The sequence below is a fragment of the Enterobacter cloacae complex sp. 309I3 genome (assembly GCF_050031595.1).
Classification (GTDB): Bacteria; Pseudomonadota; Gammaproteobacteria; order Enterobacterales; family Enterobacteriaceae; genus Enterobacter; species Enterobacter cloacae.
In genome coordinates, this window is record NZ_JBLGWI010000001.1 from 1,898,431 (window position 1) to 1,912,842 (window position 14,412).

At 54.9% G+C, this 14,412-nt stretch carries 12 protein-coding genes; 8 read left to right on the forward strand and 4 right to left on the reverse strand.

The annotated features are described in order from the left end of the window. Window positions 1-149 precede the first annotated feature (149 nt). Entirely contained in the window at window positions 150-689 is a 540-nt protein-coding gene (locus ACQG22_RS08985) for a glycine zipper 2TM domain-containing protein (protein WP_013097104.1), read from the forward strand. 54 nt (window positions 690-743) lie between these two features. On the opposite strand, the gene ACQG22_RS08990 is transcribed toward ACQG22_RS08985, so the two are convergent. Further along, the gene (locus tag ACQG22_RS08990; protein WP_013097103.1) at window positions 744-1,385 is read right to left on the reverse strand and encodes a TetR/AcrR family transcriptional regulator; all 642 of its coding nucleotides are present in this window, start codon (window positions 1,383-1,385) and stop codon (window positions 744-746) included. A gap of 244 nt (window positions 1,386-1,629) precedes the next feature. On the opposite strand from ACQG22_RS08990, the gene bhsA reads away from it, so the two are divergent. Beyond that, window positions 1,630-1,887, forward strand: a complete 258-nt coding sequence (gene bhsA / locus ACQG22_RS08995) for a multiple stress resistance protein BhsA (protein ID WP_013097102.1) — start codon at window positions 1,630-1,632, stop codon at window positions 1,885-1,887. A gap of 73 nt (window positions 1,888-1,960) precedes the next feature. On the opposite strand, the gene ldtC is transcribed toward bhsA, so the two are convergent. From ldtC to ACQG22_RS09010, 3 genes are all read right to left on the reverse strand, one after another. Beyond that, window positions 1,961-2,926: a L,D-transpeptidase LdtC gene (gene ldtC / locus ACQG22_RS09000; protein ID WP_020689587.1), complete on the reverse strand. Its 966-nt coding sequence runs from the start codon at window positions 2,924-2,926 to the stop codon at window positions 1,961-1,963. A 149-nt stretch (window positions 2,927-3,075) separates the two neighbouring features. Then, entirely contained in the window at window positions 3,076-6,522 is a 3,447-nt protein-coding gene (gene mfd, locus ACQG22_RS09005; protein ID WP_020689586.1) for a transcription-repair coupling factor, read from the reverse strand. Between the two features lie 148 nt (window positions 6,523-6,670). Continuing rightward, on the reverse strand, window positions 6,671-7,744 hold the full coding sequence (locus ACQG22_RS09010; protein ID WP_129327755.1) for an acyltransferase family protein: 1,074 nt from the start codon (window positions 7,742-7,744) through the stop codon (window positions 6,671-6,673). A gap of 256 nt (window positions 7,745-8,000) precedes the next feature. Between ACQG22_RS09010 and lolC the strand changes: the two genes are divergently transcribed. The 6 genes from lolC (at window position 8,001) to ACQG22_RS09040 (ending at window position 14,394) form a co-directional block, all read left to right on the forward strand. After that, the gene (gene lolC, locus ACQG22_RS09015; protein WP_013097098.1) at window positions 8,001-9,200 is read left to right on the forward strand and encodes a lipoprotein-releasing ABC transporter permease subunit LolC; all 1,200 of its coding nucleotides are present in this window, start codon (window positions 8,001-8,003) and stop codon (window positions 9,198-9,200) included. After that, a complete protein-coding gene (lolD, locus tag ACQG22_RS09020; RefSeq protein ID WP_013097097.1) occupies window positions 9,193-9,894 on the forward strand; it encodes a lipoprotein-releasing ABC transporter ATP-binding protein LolD in 702 nt (233 codons plus the stop codon). The genes lolC and lolD overlap by 8 nt, the downstream gene beginning before the upstream one ends. Next, window positions 9,894-11,138: a lipoprotein-releasing ABC transporter permease subunit LolE gene (gene lolE / locus ACQG22_RS09025; RefSeq protein WP_013097096.1), complete on the forward strand. Its 1,245-nt coding sequence runs from the start codon at window positions 9,894-9,896 to the stop codon at window positions 11,136-11,138. The genes lolD and lolE overlap by 1 nt, the downstream gene beginning before the upstream one ends. A 53-nt stretch (window positions 11,139-11,191) precedes the next feature. Further along, a complete protein-coding gene (nagK, locus tag ACQG22_RS09030; protein WP_062856434.1) occupies window positions 11,192-12,103 on the forward strand; it encodes an N-acetylglucosamine kinase in 912 nt (303 codons plus the stop codon). Between the two features lie 14 nt (window positions 12,104-12,117). Beyond that, complete coding sequence (gene cobB, locus ACQG22_RS09035) at window positions 12,118-12,939, forward strand: Sir2 family NAD+-dependent deacetylase (RefSeq protein WP_029881967.1); 822 nt, start codon at window positions 12,118-12,120, stop codon at window positions 12,937-12,939. Between the two features lie 225 nt (window positions 12,940-13,164). Beyond that, window positions 13,165-14,394 (forward strand): EAL and HDOD domain-containing protein, encoded by a 1,230-nt coding sequence (locus ACQG22_RS09040; protein WP_045295791.1) that lies wholly within the window; start codon window positions 13,165-13,167, stop codon window positions 14,392-14,394. Window positions 14,395-14,412 lie beyond the last annotated feature (18 nt).

Consider the following 14,412-nt stretch of genomic DNA (forward strand, 5'->3'; position numbering starts at 1 on the left):
CATGCTGCTCATCACAGATTGAGTGATTAAGAGTTCTCCTAAACGCCCAGTCACTCTCCTGAAAGCCACTTTTTTGAGCCTTTGTCTTATTGGCGAAGCGTAGCCTGCATTGCAAAATTGTTACCAATAGCAACAAAGGAGGAAGTCCCGTGAATAAATCAATGTTGGCGGGTATAGGGATTGGCGTCGCTGCTGCGTTAGGTGTGGCTGCCGTTGCCAGTCTCAACGTACTGAATCGCGGCCCACAGTATGCGCAGGTGGTTTCTGCAACCCCGATTAAAGAAACAGTTAAAACGCCTCGTCAGGAGTGCCGTAACGTCTCTGTCACCCATCGTCGTCCGGTTCAGGATGAAAACCGTATTGCCGGCTCTGTGCTGGGCGCGGTAGCAGGCGGGGTGATTGGTCACCAGTTTGGTGGCGGCCGTGGTAAAGATGTGGCAACCGTGGTCGGTGCGCTGGGTGGCGGCTATGCCGGTAACCAGGTGCAGGGCGCAATGCAGGATAACGATACGTACACCACGACACAGCAGCGCTGTAAAACCGTCTATGACAAGTCGGAAAAAATGCTGGGTTATGACGTGACGTACAAAATTGGTGACCAGCAGGGCAAAATCCGTATGGACAGAGACCCTGGCACACAAATTCCGCTGGATGGAAATGGCCAGCTGGTACTGAATAACAAAGCGTAAAAAAGATGTTCTCTGAACTTAGCTCCTCAAGCGCTCAGGCTGAGGAGCTTTTTTTTAGCCCTGTATTTTAAGCAGTTCGGGCCACAGTCGCAGGGTGGTCTCGGTGATATGCTGCAGTTTTTCCAGCGTCGCCCCTTCTCGGGCGCTAATCGACATCCCCTGTAAAATACAGCTCAGGTATTGTGCTAATTCCTGAGGGCGGCAATGCGCCGGAATTTCACCACGCTGCTGGCGCTGGGCCAGGAAGGTGCTGAGCGTCTCCTCCTGCATGGCATGACGCGATTTCACCGTGTTGGCGATCTCTTTCGAGGAGGCCGCAAGCGTCGCGGAGGTGTTAATCATAAAACAGCCCGCGGGCGTCTCTTTGCTGGTGAAGCAGGTGGCGATGGCGGTGAAATAGTCATGCAATGCCTGCTCAACCGTTTTCTCTTCACAAAATAGCTGTGCTTCGTATCGCGATGCGAAGCGAGAGATGTATCGGTCCAGTACCGCCCTGAACAACCCCTCTTTATTCGTGAATTCCGCATACAGCGTCGGCGCTTTGGCTCCGGTGGCTTCTACCAGATCGGAAAGCGAAGTCGCTTCATACCCATGTTGCCAGAAGAGAGTCATGGCCTTATCAAGCGCTGCATCCCTGTCGAACACTTTTGGTCGGCCACGGCTTTTCTTCGCACAACTCGTGACATCGGTTGTCATTTGCCGTTGGTCCTCTGTTGGTTTGTTGAATAACCATTATAAAAATAAACGCATTTCACCACCAGTGCTGTTTTCTGAAAAATAAATTAATCATATGGGTATGAAAAACAAAGGAATTAAAATTAATTTAATGGTCGTTATAAAAATATGTTGACGTGTGAGCTGGATCACATCTATCATTTACCTATCGATCGTTAACTAAATAGCTAACGACCTCAAAATTCATCTGCCAAAGGTAAAAATCATGAAAAACGTAAAAACCCTCATCGCCGCTGCTGTTCTTAGCTCACTCTCTTTCGCAAGCTTTGCTGCTGTGGAAGTCCAGTCAACGCCTGCTGACCAGCATAAAGTAGGGACCATCTCTGCCAGCGCCGGGACTAACCTGGGTTCACTGGAAGACCAGCTGGCGCAAAAAGCGGATGAGATGGGTGCGAAATCGTTCCGCATTACCTCTGTAACCGGTCCTAACACCCTTCACGGTACCGCTGTTATTTACAAATAAGCCTGGCTAAACCCTCATTTATGCCACTGCTAAAAAAACGCCCTGCATGTGCAGGGCGTTTTTGCGTTTGGGTTTACATCGACTGCTGGGCGACACCATGATGTCGTGTGACGTCAGTCGGCATGCCCGAACGTGCTTCCATTGCCCGCTCCATCACAATGCCATCCGTCCTTGCATCGGTTTTAAAACTCACCATCGCCGCATTCAGGTTGATTGGCAGCGTCTGCGGATCGTCATCAATGTTTTTCGATAAAGGCTGGTGAATTTCAACCAGTCGCACTCCGCCTGGCTCCTCAGAGACCTTGATCGGGGTATTAATGATGTTCACTTTGGTGCCCGGCGTGACCAGGTTGAAGAGCGTTTTGATATCGTCATCGCGCAGACGAATACAGCCGGAGCTGACGCGCATGCCAATACCAAAGTCCGCGTTCGTTCCATGTAACAGGTACACGCCGCCATAGGCCGCGAGGCGGATGGCATGGTGGCCCATTGGGTTATCCGGGCCGGCCGGTACAACGGCGGGCAGATCGATCCCCTGCGCTTTATAGCGGGCACGAATATTGGCCGTTGGCGTCCAGGTTGGGTTTGCACGCTTGTCTGATACGGTGGTAACCATCGTCGGGGTCAGCGTGTCGCCGCCCAACTGGCCAATACCAATAGGGTATACGGTCACCTCATTTTTACCGGGCGGGTAATAGTAAAGACGCAGTTCGGCAAGGTTTATCACGATCCCCTCGCGCGGCGCATCCGGCAAAATCGTCTGCAGCGGGATGGTTAACACGCTGCCAGCGCGCGGGACATAAGGGTCAACGCCGGGGTTGGCCTGCAGTAAGGCCAGAAAGCCGACGTTATATTTTTTGGCAATCGCCTCAAGCGATCCACCATTGTTTTCAACCACATGAAAACGGTTTTCCCCAACCACCTTACTGCCTGCAGGCGGGAGTGGCCAGGTGTTTGCGCGAGCGGGAAGTGCAACCGCGACCGTTGCGGCCAGCGCTAACACGGTTATCCAGCGAGTGAAACGCGAAGAGGTCATCATCACTATAATCCATATAAATGACAGGGTGATTGTTTTATAACGGTTAGTGATAATTATGGCGAAGGGGTCTGTCGGGAAGATCGGGTGAAGTGAAAAGAGTTTGTAAATTGTTACCCCCGGTAGCATGGCGCAACCGGGGGCAGAGCAGATTATGCGATCGCGTTCTCTTCCAGCTGGCGCATAAAGTTGCGTACCCAGTCCATACGGGTTTTACGCTCCGTCAGCTCCTGCGTAAATTTCAGCCGCGTTGGCCCATCCAGGCGGAAATGCTGCGGCTGCTTTTGCAGTAAACCGATGAGCCACGTAGGGTTAACGTGGTTTTTCTCGGCAAACTCAATCACGCCGCCTTTCTCGTTGCCCTCAAGCTTACGGATGCCCAGCTTCTGCGCCTGCTGACGCAGCCGCGCGATATCCAGCAAGTTGCGTGCTGCATCCGGGAGCAGGCCAAAGCGGTCAATAAGCTCGACTTTGATCTCTTCCAGCTCGTTCTCATTTTTCGCACTGGCGATACGTTTGTAGAACGACAGGCGGGTGTTCACATCCGGAATGAAATCGTCCGGCAGCAGAGACGGCATGCGTAGCTCAACTTCGGTTTGCTGGCTGGTGAGATCTTCCAGCGACGGTTCGCGTCCGGCCTTGAGGGCATCGACCGCGTTTTCCAGCAACTCCATGTAGAGCGAGAAACCGATGGTTTCCATCGAGCCACTTTGATCTTCACCCAACAGCTCACCCGCACCGCGGATCTCCAGGTCGTGCGTCGCCAGTGCAAAGCCAGCGCCCAGATCTTCCAGCGAGGCGATCGCTTCCAGACGTTTTTGCGCATCGGTGGTCATCGCTTTTGGATGCGGCGTCAGCAGCCATGCATAGGCCTGATGGTGCGAACGCCCGACGCGGCCACGCAGCTGATGAAGCTGTGCCAGACCGAAATGATCCGCGCGTTCAATAATGATGGTGTTGGCCGTCGGGATATCGATCCCGGTCTCAATGATGGTCGTACACACCAGCACGTTAAAGCGCTGGTGGTGGAAGTCGTTCATCACCCGTTCCAGCTCGCGCTCGCGCATTTGCCCGTGACCGATGGCAATACGCGCTTCCGGCACCAGCTCTGCCAGGCGGTCTGCCGCTTTCTGGATATTTTCCACGTCGTTGTAGAGGTAATAGACCTGACCGCCGCGCAGCACCTCACGCAGAATGGCCTCGCGCACCACCAGATTGTCGTATTCGCGCACAAAGGTTTTCACGGCCAGACGACGCGCCGGCGGCGTGGCGATAATTGACAGATCGCGCATGCCGCTCATCGCCATGTTCAGGGTTCGCGGGATCGGCGTCGCGGTCAGGGTCAGGATATCGACGTCGGCACGCATCGCTTTAATACGCTCTTTATGGCGTACCCCGAAACGGTGCTCTTCATCAACAATCAACAGCCCCAGATCTTTCCACTTCACGTCGCTCTGCAGCAGTTTGTGGGTGCCGATCAGAATATCGATCTTACCCTCGCTGGCCTGCTCCAGGATTTGCGTTTGCTCTTTGGTACTGCGAAAACGTGACAGCATCTCGATGCGTACCGGCCAGTTGGCAAAGCGGTCGCGGAAGTTATCGAAGTGCTGCTGAGCGAGCAGGGTAGTGGGTACCAGCACCGCCACCTGCTTGTTATTCTCAACGGCGAGGAACGCCGCGCGCATGGCTACTTCGGTTTTCCCGAAGCCGACATCGCCACAGACCAGCCTGTCCATTGCCAGCGGCTGACACATGTCGCTTAACACGGCATTGATGGCCTGAGCCTGGTCCGGCGTGGTTTCAAACGGGAAGCTGTCGCAGAACAGCTGGTACTGCTCTTTATCATGCTTAAAGGCAAAGCCCTCTTTGGCCGCACGCTGGGCATAGATATCCAGCAGCTCGGCCGCCACATCACGCACTTTTTCCGCCGCTTTCTGCCGGGCGCGTGCCCAGGCGTCACCGCCCAGTTTATGCAATGGTGCATTCTCTTCTGCACCCCCGGCGTAGCGGCTGATCAGATGCAGGGATGAGACCGGCACGTAGAGTTTGGCGTCGTTGGCGTAGGTCAGCATCAGGTATTCGCCTTTGATGCCACCGGCTTCCAGCGTCGTCATCCCCTGATAACGACCCACGCCATGTTCAAGGTGCACAATCGGCTGGCCCGGATGGAGTTCCGCCAGGTTGCGGATCAGCGTATCCGGGTTAATGGTGCGACGGCTGTCCTGACGGCGGCGCGCAACACGTTCACCCAGCAGGTCGCTTTCACAGATTAATGCCACGTTGTTGAGGGTATCGATAAACCCGTGCTCGGCGGCACCGATCATCAGGTAACGCCCCGTCCCCGTGGCTTCGCTCAGGCGCAAAATGCGTTTCGGAGCAACTTTAATCCGTCCCAGCAGTTCGCCCAGCGCTTCACGGCGGCCTTCACTCTCAACGGAGAAGACAACCGGGCCGGTAAAGGCATCGAGGAACTTGCGCAGACTCTCCAGCGGGGATTTCTGCTGTGCCTGAACGGCTAAATCTGGCAGCTTCTGGAATGCAAGGTTGGTGTTGGCAGCTTTATCGGCAAGCGTATCGGTTTTCAGCTGTACGCGCGGCCAGCGCTTGAGTTCGGCGTTGAGCTCGTCGGTGCGCAGCCACAGCGCTTCAGGCGGCAGCAGCGGACGCATTGGGTCTACGCCCCGGTTTTCAAAGCGCGCGCGGGTTTCGCTCTCAAAGCGGCTGGCGCTGGCGTCGATATCACCGGTGTTCACAATCAACGTGTTCGCCGGGAAGTAGCTGAACAGGGCGGGCAATGGCTCGTTAAAGAACAGCGGCTGCCAGTATTCGATCCCGGCAGGAAGCGTACCTTTGCTGACCTGCTGATAGATATGCTCAGCGTCGCGCTTAACGTCGAACTTGTCGCGCCACTGGCTGCGGAACAGCTCGATAGCGGTTTTGTCCGTCGGGAATTCATGGGCGGGTAATAAATTGATGGCTTCCACTTCTTCCAGCGTGCGCTGCGTGTCGGCGTCGAATACGCGCAGGCTGTCGATCTCATCGTCGAAGAAGTCCAGTCGATACGGCTGGTCGCTGCCCATCGGGTACAGGTCGAGCAACGCACCGCGCGTGGCGTATTCCCCGTGCTCCATAACCTGATCGACATGACGGTATCCGGCGCTGTCCAGTTGCGCGCGCAGATCGTCCCGGGACAGGCGCTGACCTTTTTTCATCACCAGCGCATGGCCGTGCAAATAGCTGTGAGGACAGACGCGCTGCATCAGGGTGTTGACCGGAACGATCAGCACGCCGCGCTGCATGGTCGGTAACTGATAGAGGGTCGACAGGCGCGAGGAGATGATCTCCTGATGCGGGGAGAAGCTGTCATACGGCAGCGTTTCCCAGTCGGCCAGACTGAAGACCAGGTTATCGGTGAACTGGCGAATTTCATCATGCAGTCGCAGCGCATTTTGCATATCCGGGGCGACCAGCACCACCGGACCAGGATGTCGCTCAGCGATTTCTGCCACCAGCGTGGCGCACGCAGCGCCAGTGAGTTCGCCCAGCTGGCGCTGGTCGCCCGCTTTGACAGGCAGGGAATAACGATAGTGTTCAGGCATGGCTATGTCAGAGTCTCTTGTGGATATACCAACAGTATTGGGGCATATCACTGATACGCAATGTCTTTATTATCCTCGATCGTTTTGCATAAGCAAATCTGAACTGCAACGCGGGAAGATTCGCCCCCGGACGGGGGCGAGGGCGGTATTATCGGGTTGCCGGAGACAGTGCGCTCGCGGAAGGGGGAGAGAAGAACAGATCGCCAAACAGTGCCGTCGATATTTTGCGTACGCCAAGCCCGGCGAGGGTGCAGATCAGCAGGCTGGCAAATGGGTAGACCAGGATTAAGGCAAGCTCGGCCCAGACCGGCCAGTAGGCAGCATTCATCTCACCAATCAGGAACAGGCTGAAGGCCTCTATCAGGATGCGGTGCGTGGTGTAGATAGCGATGGTGTTTGAGCCGATAACGTTAAGCAGGTTGCTGGGGTGAACGGCATAACGCTGCTCGAGGCTATAGAAAAGCTTCATGATCAGCACGATCGACAGCAGGGAAAGCAGCAGCGGAACGTTAGCAAACCACAGTACCACGGAGACCGCAGCAAAAGCGGCCAGCGCCAGCCAGGTGCGACGCAGGTTCAGCCCCTTCATCCAGGCCATCAGCTCTGCGCCATACCACGCGCCAAGGCTGTAGTAGATCATATTGCGTACCACGCTGTTCATTCCCCACCACGGCAGCGGCAGGAAATTGATCGTGATGCTGGCCAGTGCCAGCAGCACCAGTACGGGCAGCTTCCAGCGGCTAAGCAGTTTACATAGCGTGAAATAGACCACCAGGGCGTACAGATACCACAGGCTGGTGCTGGCAGTGAGCATCCCCCACGCAAACCCAGAAAGTGAATCGGCATACGCGGCGTTCGAGGAGGTGGCCAGGTCACGTTCAGGTGCCAGCCAGGCATTGAGGTGGCTCAGCGCCTGCCATTGCAATACGCCCCACAGCGCAAGGACCCAGACAATGCTCCAGATCCGTTTGTCAAAACTGGTGCGCCAGTTCACCTCGTCAATATAACGACGGATCAGATAACCGGATATGAAGAAAAATACCGGCATACGGAAGGGCGCGAGATAAAGGTTAAAATAGACCCAGCATTTGGCGAGAAGACCGGACAACGGATGTTGTAGCCCCGTCAGATGGGGATAAAATGTGATAACCGAATGATAGATTACCACCAGGCAGATACACAGCCCCTTTATCTGGTTAATCCATAATGCTTTTTGCTTCATTGTTCGCAACTACCTTATTGCCATAAACGAACGAACAATTGTTGGTAAACGCAGCCGGGATGTAACGGGAAACAGTCTGTATCAGGAAGTTTTTCGGAAAAGGTGGAGGGTGTAGCGCCATAATTCGAAGAGTAGCATTCTGATTTATCTGAATTTTTCAGAAAAATGATTACCAAAGCTTACTGTTTCAGTCATTTACGCTTAACGGATTCGCTTATATACTCGTGGGTCTGCTATCAGCAAACAGACGGACTTCATGTATCAACCTGTCGCACTCTTCATAGGCTTACGCTACATGCGTGGGCGCGCCGCGGACCGTTTCGGTCGCTTTGTCTCCTGGCTTTCGACTATTGGCATTACGCTTGGCGTGATGGCTCTGGTGACGGTGCTTTCCGTCATGAACGGCTTTGAGCGCGAGCTGCAAAACAACATCCTGGGGCTGATGCCGCAGGCCATTCTCTCTTCTACCAACGGTTCCGTTAACCCGCAACAACTGCCGGAAAGTGCGGCGAAGTTACAGGGTGTCACGCGCGTTGCGCCGGTGACAACGGGCGATGTCGTCCTGCAAAGCGCCCGCAGCGTGGCGGTGGGCGTCATGCTGGGGATTGACCCGGCGCAAAAAGATCCGCTCACGCCGTATCTGGTCAACGTGAAGCAAAGCGATCTGGAAGCGGGCAAATACAACGTCATCCTCGGCGAGCAGCTTGCCGGGCAGCTTGGCGTGAACCGTGGCGACCAGCTGCGCGTGATGGTGCCGTCTGCCAGCCAGTTTACGCCGATGGGACGTTTGCCCAGCCAGCGTCTGTTCACGGTTATTGGCACGTTTGCCGCCAACAGCGAAGTTGACGGCTACCAGATGCTCATGAATATCCAGGATGCTTCGCGTCTGATGCGTTATCCGGTGGGCAACATTACCGGCTGGCGTCTGTGGCTCGACGCACCGCTGAAGGTCGATACCCTCAGCCAGCAAACCTTGCCGGAAGGCACAAAATGGCAGGACTGGCGCGAGCGTAAAGGCGAACTGTTCCAGGCCGTGCGTATGGAAAAAAATATGATGGGCCTGCTGCTGAGCCTGATCGTCGCGGTCGCGGCGTTTAACATCATCACCTCGCTTGGTCTGATGGTAATGGAAAAGCAGGGCGAAGTTGCCATCCTGCAAACCCAGGGGCTGACGCCGCGCCAGATTATGGCCGTCTTTATGGTGCAGGGGGCCAGCGCCGGGATCATTGGCGCGTTACTCGGGGCCGTTCTCGGGGCGCTGCTGGCCAGTCAGTTGAATAACTTAATGCCGATCATCGGCGCGCTGCTTGATGGCGCGGCGCTGCCGGTTGCTATCGAACCGCTGCAGGTGGTCGGTATTGCGCTGGCCGCGATGGCCATTGCGCTGCTTTCTACGCTCTATCCTTCCTGGCGCGCTGCCGCCACTCAACCCGCTGAGGCTTTACGTTATGAATAAGATCCTGTTGCAATGCGACAACCTGTCCAAACGCTATCAGGAAGGCTCTGTACAGACTGATGTGCTGCACAATGTGAGCTTCAGCGTGGGCGAAGGCGAGATGATGGCGATTGTCGGCAGCTCCGGTTCCGGCAAAAGTACCTTATTACACCTGCTGGGCGGGCTGGATACGCCGACCAGTGGCGACGTAATTTTCTCAGGCCAGCCGATGAGCAAAATGTCTTCTGCGGCAAAAGCGGAGCTGCGTAACCGTGAGCTGGGCTTTATCTACCAGTTCCACCACCTGTTGCCGGATTTCACGGCACTGGAAAACGTGGCGATGCCTTTGCTGATTGGTAAAAAGAAACCGGCAGAAATTAATGCCCGTGCCAGCGACATGCTGAAAGCCGTAGGCCTGGGGCATCGCGGTGACCACCGCCCGTCTGAGCTGTCCGGTGGCGAGCGTCAGCGTGTGGCAATTGCCCGTGCGCTGGTGAACAACCCGCGTCTGGTGCTGGCGGATGAACCAACCGGCAACCTGGATGCGCGCAATGCTGACAGTATTTTCCAGCTTCTGGGTGAGCTGAATGCCTCACAGGGGACGGCGTTTCTGGTGGTGACCCACGATTTGCAGCTGGCAAAACGGATGGGGCGCCAGCTTGAGATGCGTGACGGTCATCTGAACGCTGAACTGACTCTGATGGGAGCGGAGTAATGGCCTCACCGTTATCGTTACTCATCGGGCTACGCTTCAGTCGCGGCCGCCGTCGCGGCGGGATGGTCTCCCTGATCTCGGTGATCTCCACCATCGGTATTGCGCTCGGCGTGGCGGTATTGATTGTGGGATTAAGCGCCATGAACGGTTTTGAGCGTGAGCTGAATAACCGTATTCTGGCCGTTGTGCCGCACGGCGAAATCGAACCGGTTAATCAGCCGTGGAACAACTGGCGTGATGCCCTCAGCAAAGTGGAAAACGTGCCGGGCATTGCCGCCGCTGCACCTTACATCAACTTTACAGGGCTGGTGGAAAGCGGTGTTAACCTGCGCGCCATCCAGGTGAAAGGGGTGAACCCGGCGCAGGAGGCGCGTCTGAGCGCGCTGCCGAAGTATGTGCAGAACGGCGCGTGGGCAAACTTTAAGGCCGGTGAGCAACAGATCATCATGGGCAAAGGTGTGGCCGACGCGCTGAAAGTGAAGCAGGGCGACTGGGTGTCGATCATGATCCCAAACGCCAGCGCTGACCATAAATTGCAGCAGCCTAAGCGCGTGCGTCTGCACGTCACCGGGATCCTGCAACTGAGCGGTCAACTCGATCACAGCTTTGCAATGGTACCGCTGGAAGACGCACGTCAGTATCTGGACATGGGCGACAGCGTGACGGGCATCGCCATTAAGGTCAACGACGTCTTCAATGCCAATAAACTGGTGCGTGATGCGGGCAGCGTGACCAATAACTATGTCTACATCAAAAGCTGGATCGGCACTTACGGGTATATGTATCGTGATATCCAGATGATCCGCGCCATCATGTATCTGGCGATGGTGCTGGTGATTGGTGTGGCGTGCTTTAATATCGTCTCGACGCTGGTTATGGCGGTCAAAGACAAGAGTGGCGACATCGCGGTTCTGCGTACCCTTGGGGCAAAGGACGGTCTTATTCGCGCCATCTTTGTCTGGTATGGTCTGCTGGCGGGGCTGTTCGGTAGCCTGTGCGGGGTGGTGATTGGCGTCGTGGTGTCGTTACAGCTCACGCCAATCATCAACGGAATTGAGAAGCTGATCGGCCACCAGTTCCTGTCGGGTGATATCTATTTTATTGACTTCCTGCCGTCTGAATTGCACTGGCTGGACGTTATTTATGTGCTGGTTACAGCACTTTTACTGAGTCTGCTGGCAAGCTGGTATCCGGCGCGTCGCGCAAGCCGAATTGATCCGGCGAGGGTATTAAGTGGCCAGTAATTACGTCATGATCTAGCGGCTTACGGGCCGCCAGGTTAAAAGAGGAATGCGTTATGTATTACGGATTTGATATTGGCGGCACCAAAATTGCGCTCGGCGCGTTTGATAACGATCTCAAACTGCAGTGGGAAACCCGCGTTCCCACGCCGCGCGAAAGCTACGATGAATTTTTAACCGCCATTGCCGCGCTGGTGGCGCAAGCGGATGAACGCTTTGGCGTGAAAGGCAGCGTCGGCATCGGCATTCCAGGCATGCCTGAAACCGACGACGGCACGCTGTATGCCGCCAACGTACCTGCTGCCAGCGGCAAACCGCTGCGCGCCGATCTCTCTGCTCTCCTTGAACGCGACGTGCGTTTAGATAACGATGCCAACTGCTTTGCGCTCTCTGAAGCCTGGGATGATGAATTCCGTCACTATCCGCTGGTGATGGGGTTGATCCTTGGCACCGGCGTTGGCGGGGGAATTGTTATTAATGGCAAACCGATCACCGGGCGCAGCTATATCACGGGAGAGTTTGGTCATATCCGTTTACCGGTAGATGCGCTTGAGATCGTGGGACGCGATTTCCCGCTTACCCGCTGCGGCTGTGGTCAGCATGGCTGTATTGAGAACTACCTGTCAGGTCGTGGGTTTGCATGGCTTTACGAACACTTCTATCATCAGAAACTCGAAGCCCCTCAAATCATTACCCTGTGGGAGCAAGGCGATGCGCAGGCGCGAGAGCACGTTGAACGTTATCTCGATCTGCTGGCGGTGTGTCTGGGGAATATCCTCACCATCGTCGATCCGGATCTGCTGGTGATTGGGGGCGGGTTATCAAACTTTACCGCGATAACGGAACACCTGTCCGGGCGTCTGCCCCGACATTTATTGCCAGTCGCCCGCGTGCCGCGTATTGAACGTGCGCGACACGGGGACGCAGGAGGCATGCGCGGAGCCGCATTCCTTCATCTCACCGACTAGTTTACGAGGTTACTATGCTGTCGCGTCGCCAGGGTCGACTCAGCCGTTTTCGCAAAAATAAACGCCGCTTACGTGAGCGCTTGCGCCAGCGGATCTTTTTCAGAGACAGAATGATGCCAGAAGCGATGGATAAACCCAGAGTGGTGGTGCTGACCGGGGCGGGGATCTCTGCCGAGTCCGGTATTCGAACCTTCCGTGCTGCGGACGGGTTGTGGGAAGAGCACCGTGTTGAGGATGTGGCGACACCAGAAGGCTTCGCCCGTGACCCGGATCTTGTGCAGGCATTTTACAATGCCCGCCGTCGTCAGCTTCAGCAGCCAGAAATAGCGCCTAATCCGGCGCATCTGGCGCTGGCGAAGCTGGAGGAGGCGCTGGGTGACCGTTTTCTGCTGGTTACGCAGAATATCGATAACCTGCACGAGCGAGCCGGCAACAAAAACATCATCCACATGCACGGCGAGCTACTGAAGGTGCGCTGTGCCTGGAGCGGCCAGGTGCTGGACTGGAAAGAGGACGTGCTGCCTGAGGATAAATGTCACTGCTGCCAGTTCCCTTCGCGTCTGCGTCCGCATGTGGTCTGGTTTGGTGAAATGCCGCTGGGGATGGATGAGATTTACAGCGCGCTGGCCATGGCGGATGTGTTTATCGCCATCGGTACCTCAGGGCATGTCTATCCGGCGGCGGGGTTTGTTCACGAAGCGCGTCTGCACGGTGCGCATACCGTAGAGCTGAACCTCGAACCCAGCCAGGTGGGAAGCGAATTTGAAGAGAAGCACTATGGGCTGGCAAGCGAGGTCGTACCCGAGTTCGTCGATAAGCTGCTCAAAGGTCTGTAATAGCGACAGTATGAAAAGGCACCCATTCAGTGGGTGCTTTTTTTTTATAAACTCGTCCGCTGAAATTACCATTAATGATGTTTACTAAACCAGAATATAAGCCCTGTTAATTAGTGTGGATGCTATTATTTTGTGCATTCAATCAAAATAGTGCTTAATAATGCTCGTTATCGTGGTGTAGAAAGAGGATGCTAATAAATATAACGTCGATAAGGAGGATGGGATATGTACGGATTTATTGCGAGACAACCCATTTTTAACCCGGATATGAATACGGTAGCTTATGAACTGCTTTTCAGGGATGGGATGGCAAACCGTTTTCCGGATGTATCGGCAGAATATGCAACATCCAGAATGATATCCGACCATTTTTTATCTGTACCGTCTCAGCGTATCGCCGGGACACAGACCTTGTTTATCAACTTTCCATCCAGAATGGTCATCGACCGTAGCGGTGAAGCGCTGGACAAGGAGAGCGTGGTCATCGAGATCCTTGAAGATGCGGTTCCCGGCGAGGCGTTATTGCAGGCCGTGAAAGAGATGAATGCGCACGGATATCGCTTTGCGCTTGATGATTTTACCCTCGCGCCGGAATGGGATCGCTTTTTACCCTATATTTCTGTACTTAAATTTGATGTCAGAAATTATACCTTAGCGCAAATTCAGGATTACCTGCGTACACGTAAAAGCCTGACCCACCATATAAAGTATCTCGCTGAAAAAGTTGAGACTAAAGAGGAATTCAAACGCTATCGTGATGCCGGTTTTTCGCTTTTTCAGGGTTACTTTTTCTGTCGTCCTGAAGTGATTAAATATAAGCGCTTATCACAAAATCAACTGGCGATTTTCCGCCTGCAGATGGAAGTAGGGCGGAATAAACCTGATTTTCGGATCATCGAGTCGTTAATAAAAACCGATCTCACCTTGTCCTATAAAATCATGCGTTATATGAAACACACGGCGTTTAAACACGTCGGTGCCTGCAATTTTAGTAAGTTAACGCTCAGCGAAGTCCTCAGGTATCTGGGGGAAAATCAGCTGCGACGCTTTGTCGCGGTGGTGGTGCTGGCCAGTGCTGGCAACGACACCGTCGACGAGCTGTATCCTCTGAGCATGATGCGGGGCAAATTCTGTGAGCTGATTGCAGAGAAGATGCCTGCGCCGGGGCTGGCGGAAAACGCGTTTATGTGTGGCCTGTTCTCTCTGCTCGATACCTTGCTTGAATTGCCAATGGCGGAGTTGATGAAGCAAATAGCGGTGCCGCAGGCTGTCAGCCAGGCCCTGTGTCATCAGGAAGGCGTGTTAGCCGATATGGTGGCGCTGTGCCGCCACTATGAACAGCAGGAGTGGGAGGAGGCGGCCAGGATAGCGAACGGTCTTGGGCTGTCGGATGATGACGTTGTCGATGCCATGAGAACGGCGACGATCTGGGCGGGGGAAAATGCGGCGGGTTAAGGCCCCTCACGGCGTGGC

Excerpts from the sequence above, each read along its gene's own strand:
- lolE (WP_013097096.1), top strand. The coding sequence starts at position 9,894 with ATGGCCTCACCGTTATCGTTACTCATCGGGCTACGCTTCAGTCGCGGC.
- ldtC (WP_020689587.1), bottom strand. The coding sequence starts at position 2,926 with ATGATGACCTCTTCGCGTTTCACTCGCTGGATAACCGTGTTAGCGCTG.
- ACQG22_RS09010 (WP_129327755.1), bottom strand. The coding sequence starts at position 7,744 with ATGAAGCAAAAAGCATTATGGATTAACCAGATAAAGGGGCTGTGTATC.
- nagK (WP_062856434.1), top strand. The coding sequence starts at position 11,192 with ATGTATTACGGATTTGATATTGGCGGCACCAAAATTGCGCTCGGCGCG.
- ACQG22_RS09040 (WP_045295791.1), top strand. The coding sequence starts at position 13,165 with ATGTACGGATTTATTGCGAGACAACCCATTTTTAACCCGGATATGAAT.
- cobB (WP_029881967.1), top strand. The coding sequence starts at position 12,118 with ATGCTGTCGCGTCGCCAGGGTCGACTCAGCCGTTTTCGCAAAAATAAA.
- ACQG22_RS08990 (WP_013097103.1), bottom strand. The coding sequence starts at position 1,385 with ATGACAACCGATGTCACGAGTTGTGCGAAGAAAAGCCGTGGCCGACCA.
- mfd (WP_020689586.1), bottom strand. The coding sequence starts at position 6,522 with ATGCCTGAACACTATCGTTATTCCCTGCCTGTCAAAGCGGGCGACCAG.
- lolD (WP_013097097.1), top strand. The coding sequence starts at position 9,193 with ATGAATAAGATCCTGTTGCAATGCGACAACCTGTCCAAACGCTATCAG.
- lolC (WP_013097098.1), top strand. The coding sequence starts at position 8,001 with ATGTATCAACCTGTCGCACTCTTCATAGGCTTACGCTACATGCGTGGG.
- bhsA (WP_013097102.1), top strand. The coding sequence starts at position 1,630 with ATGAAAAACGTAAAAACCCTCATCGCCGCTGCTGTTCTTAGCTCACTC.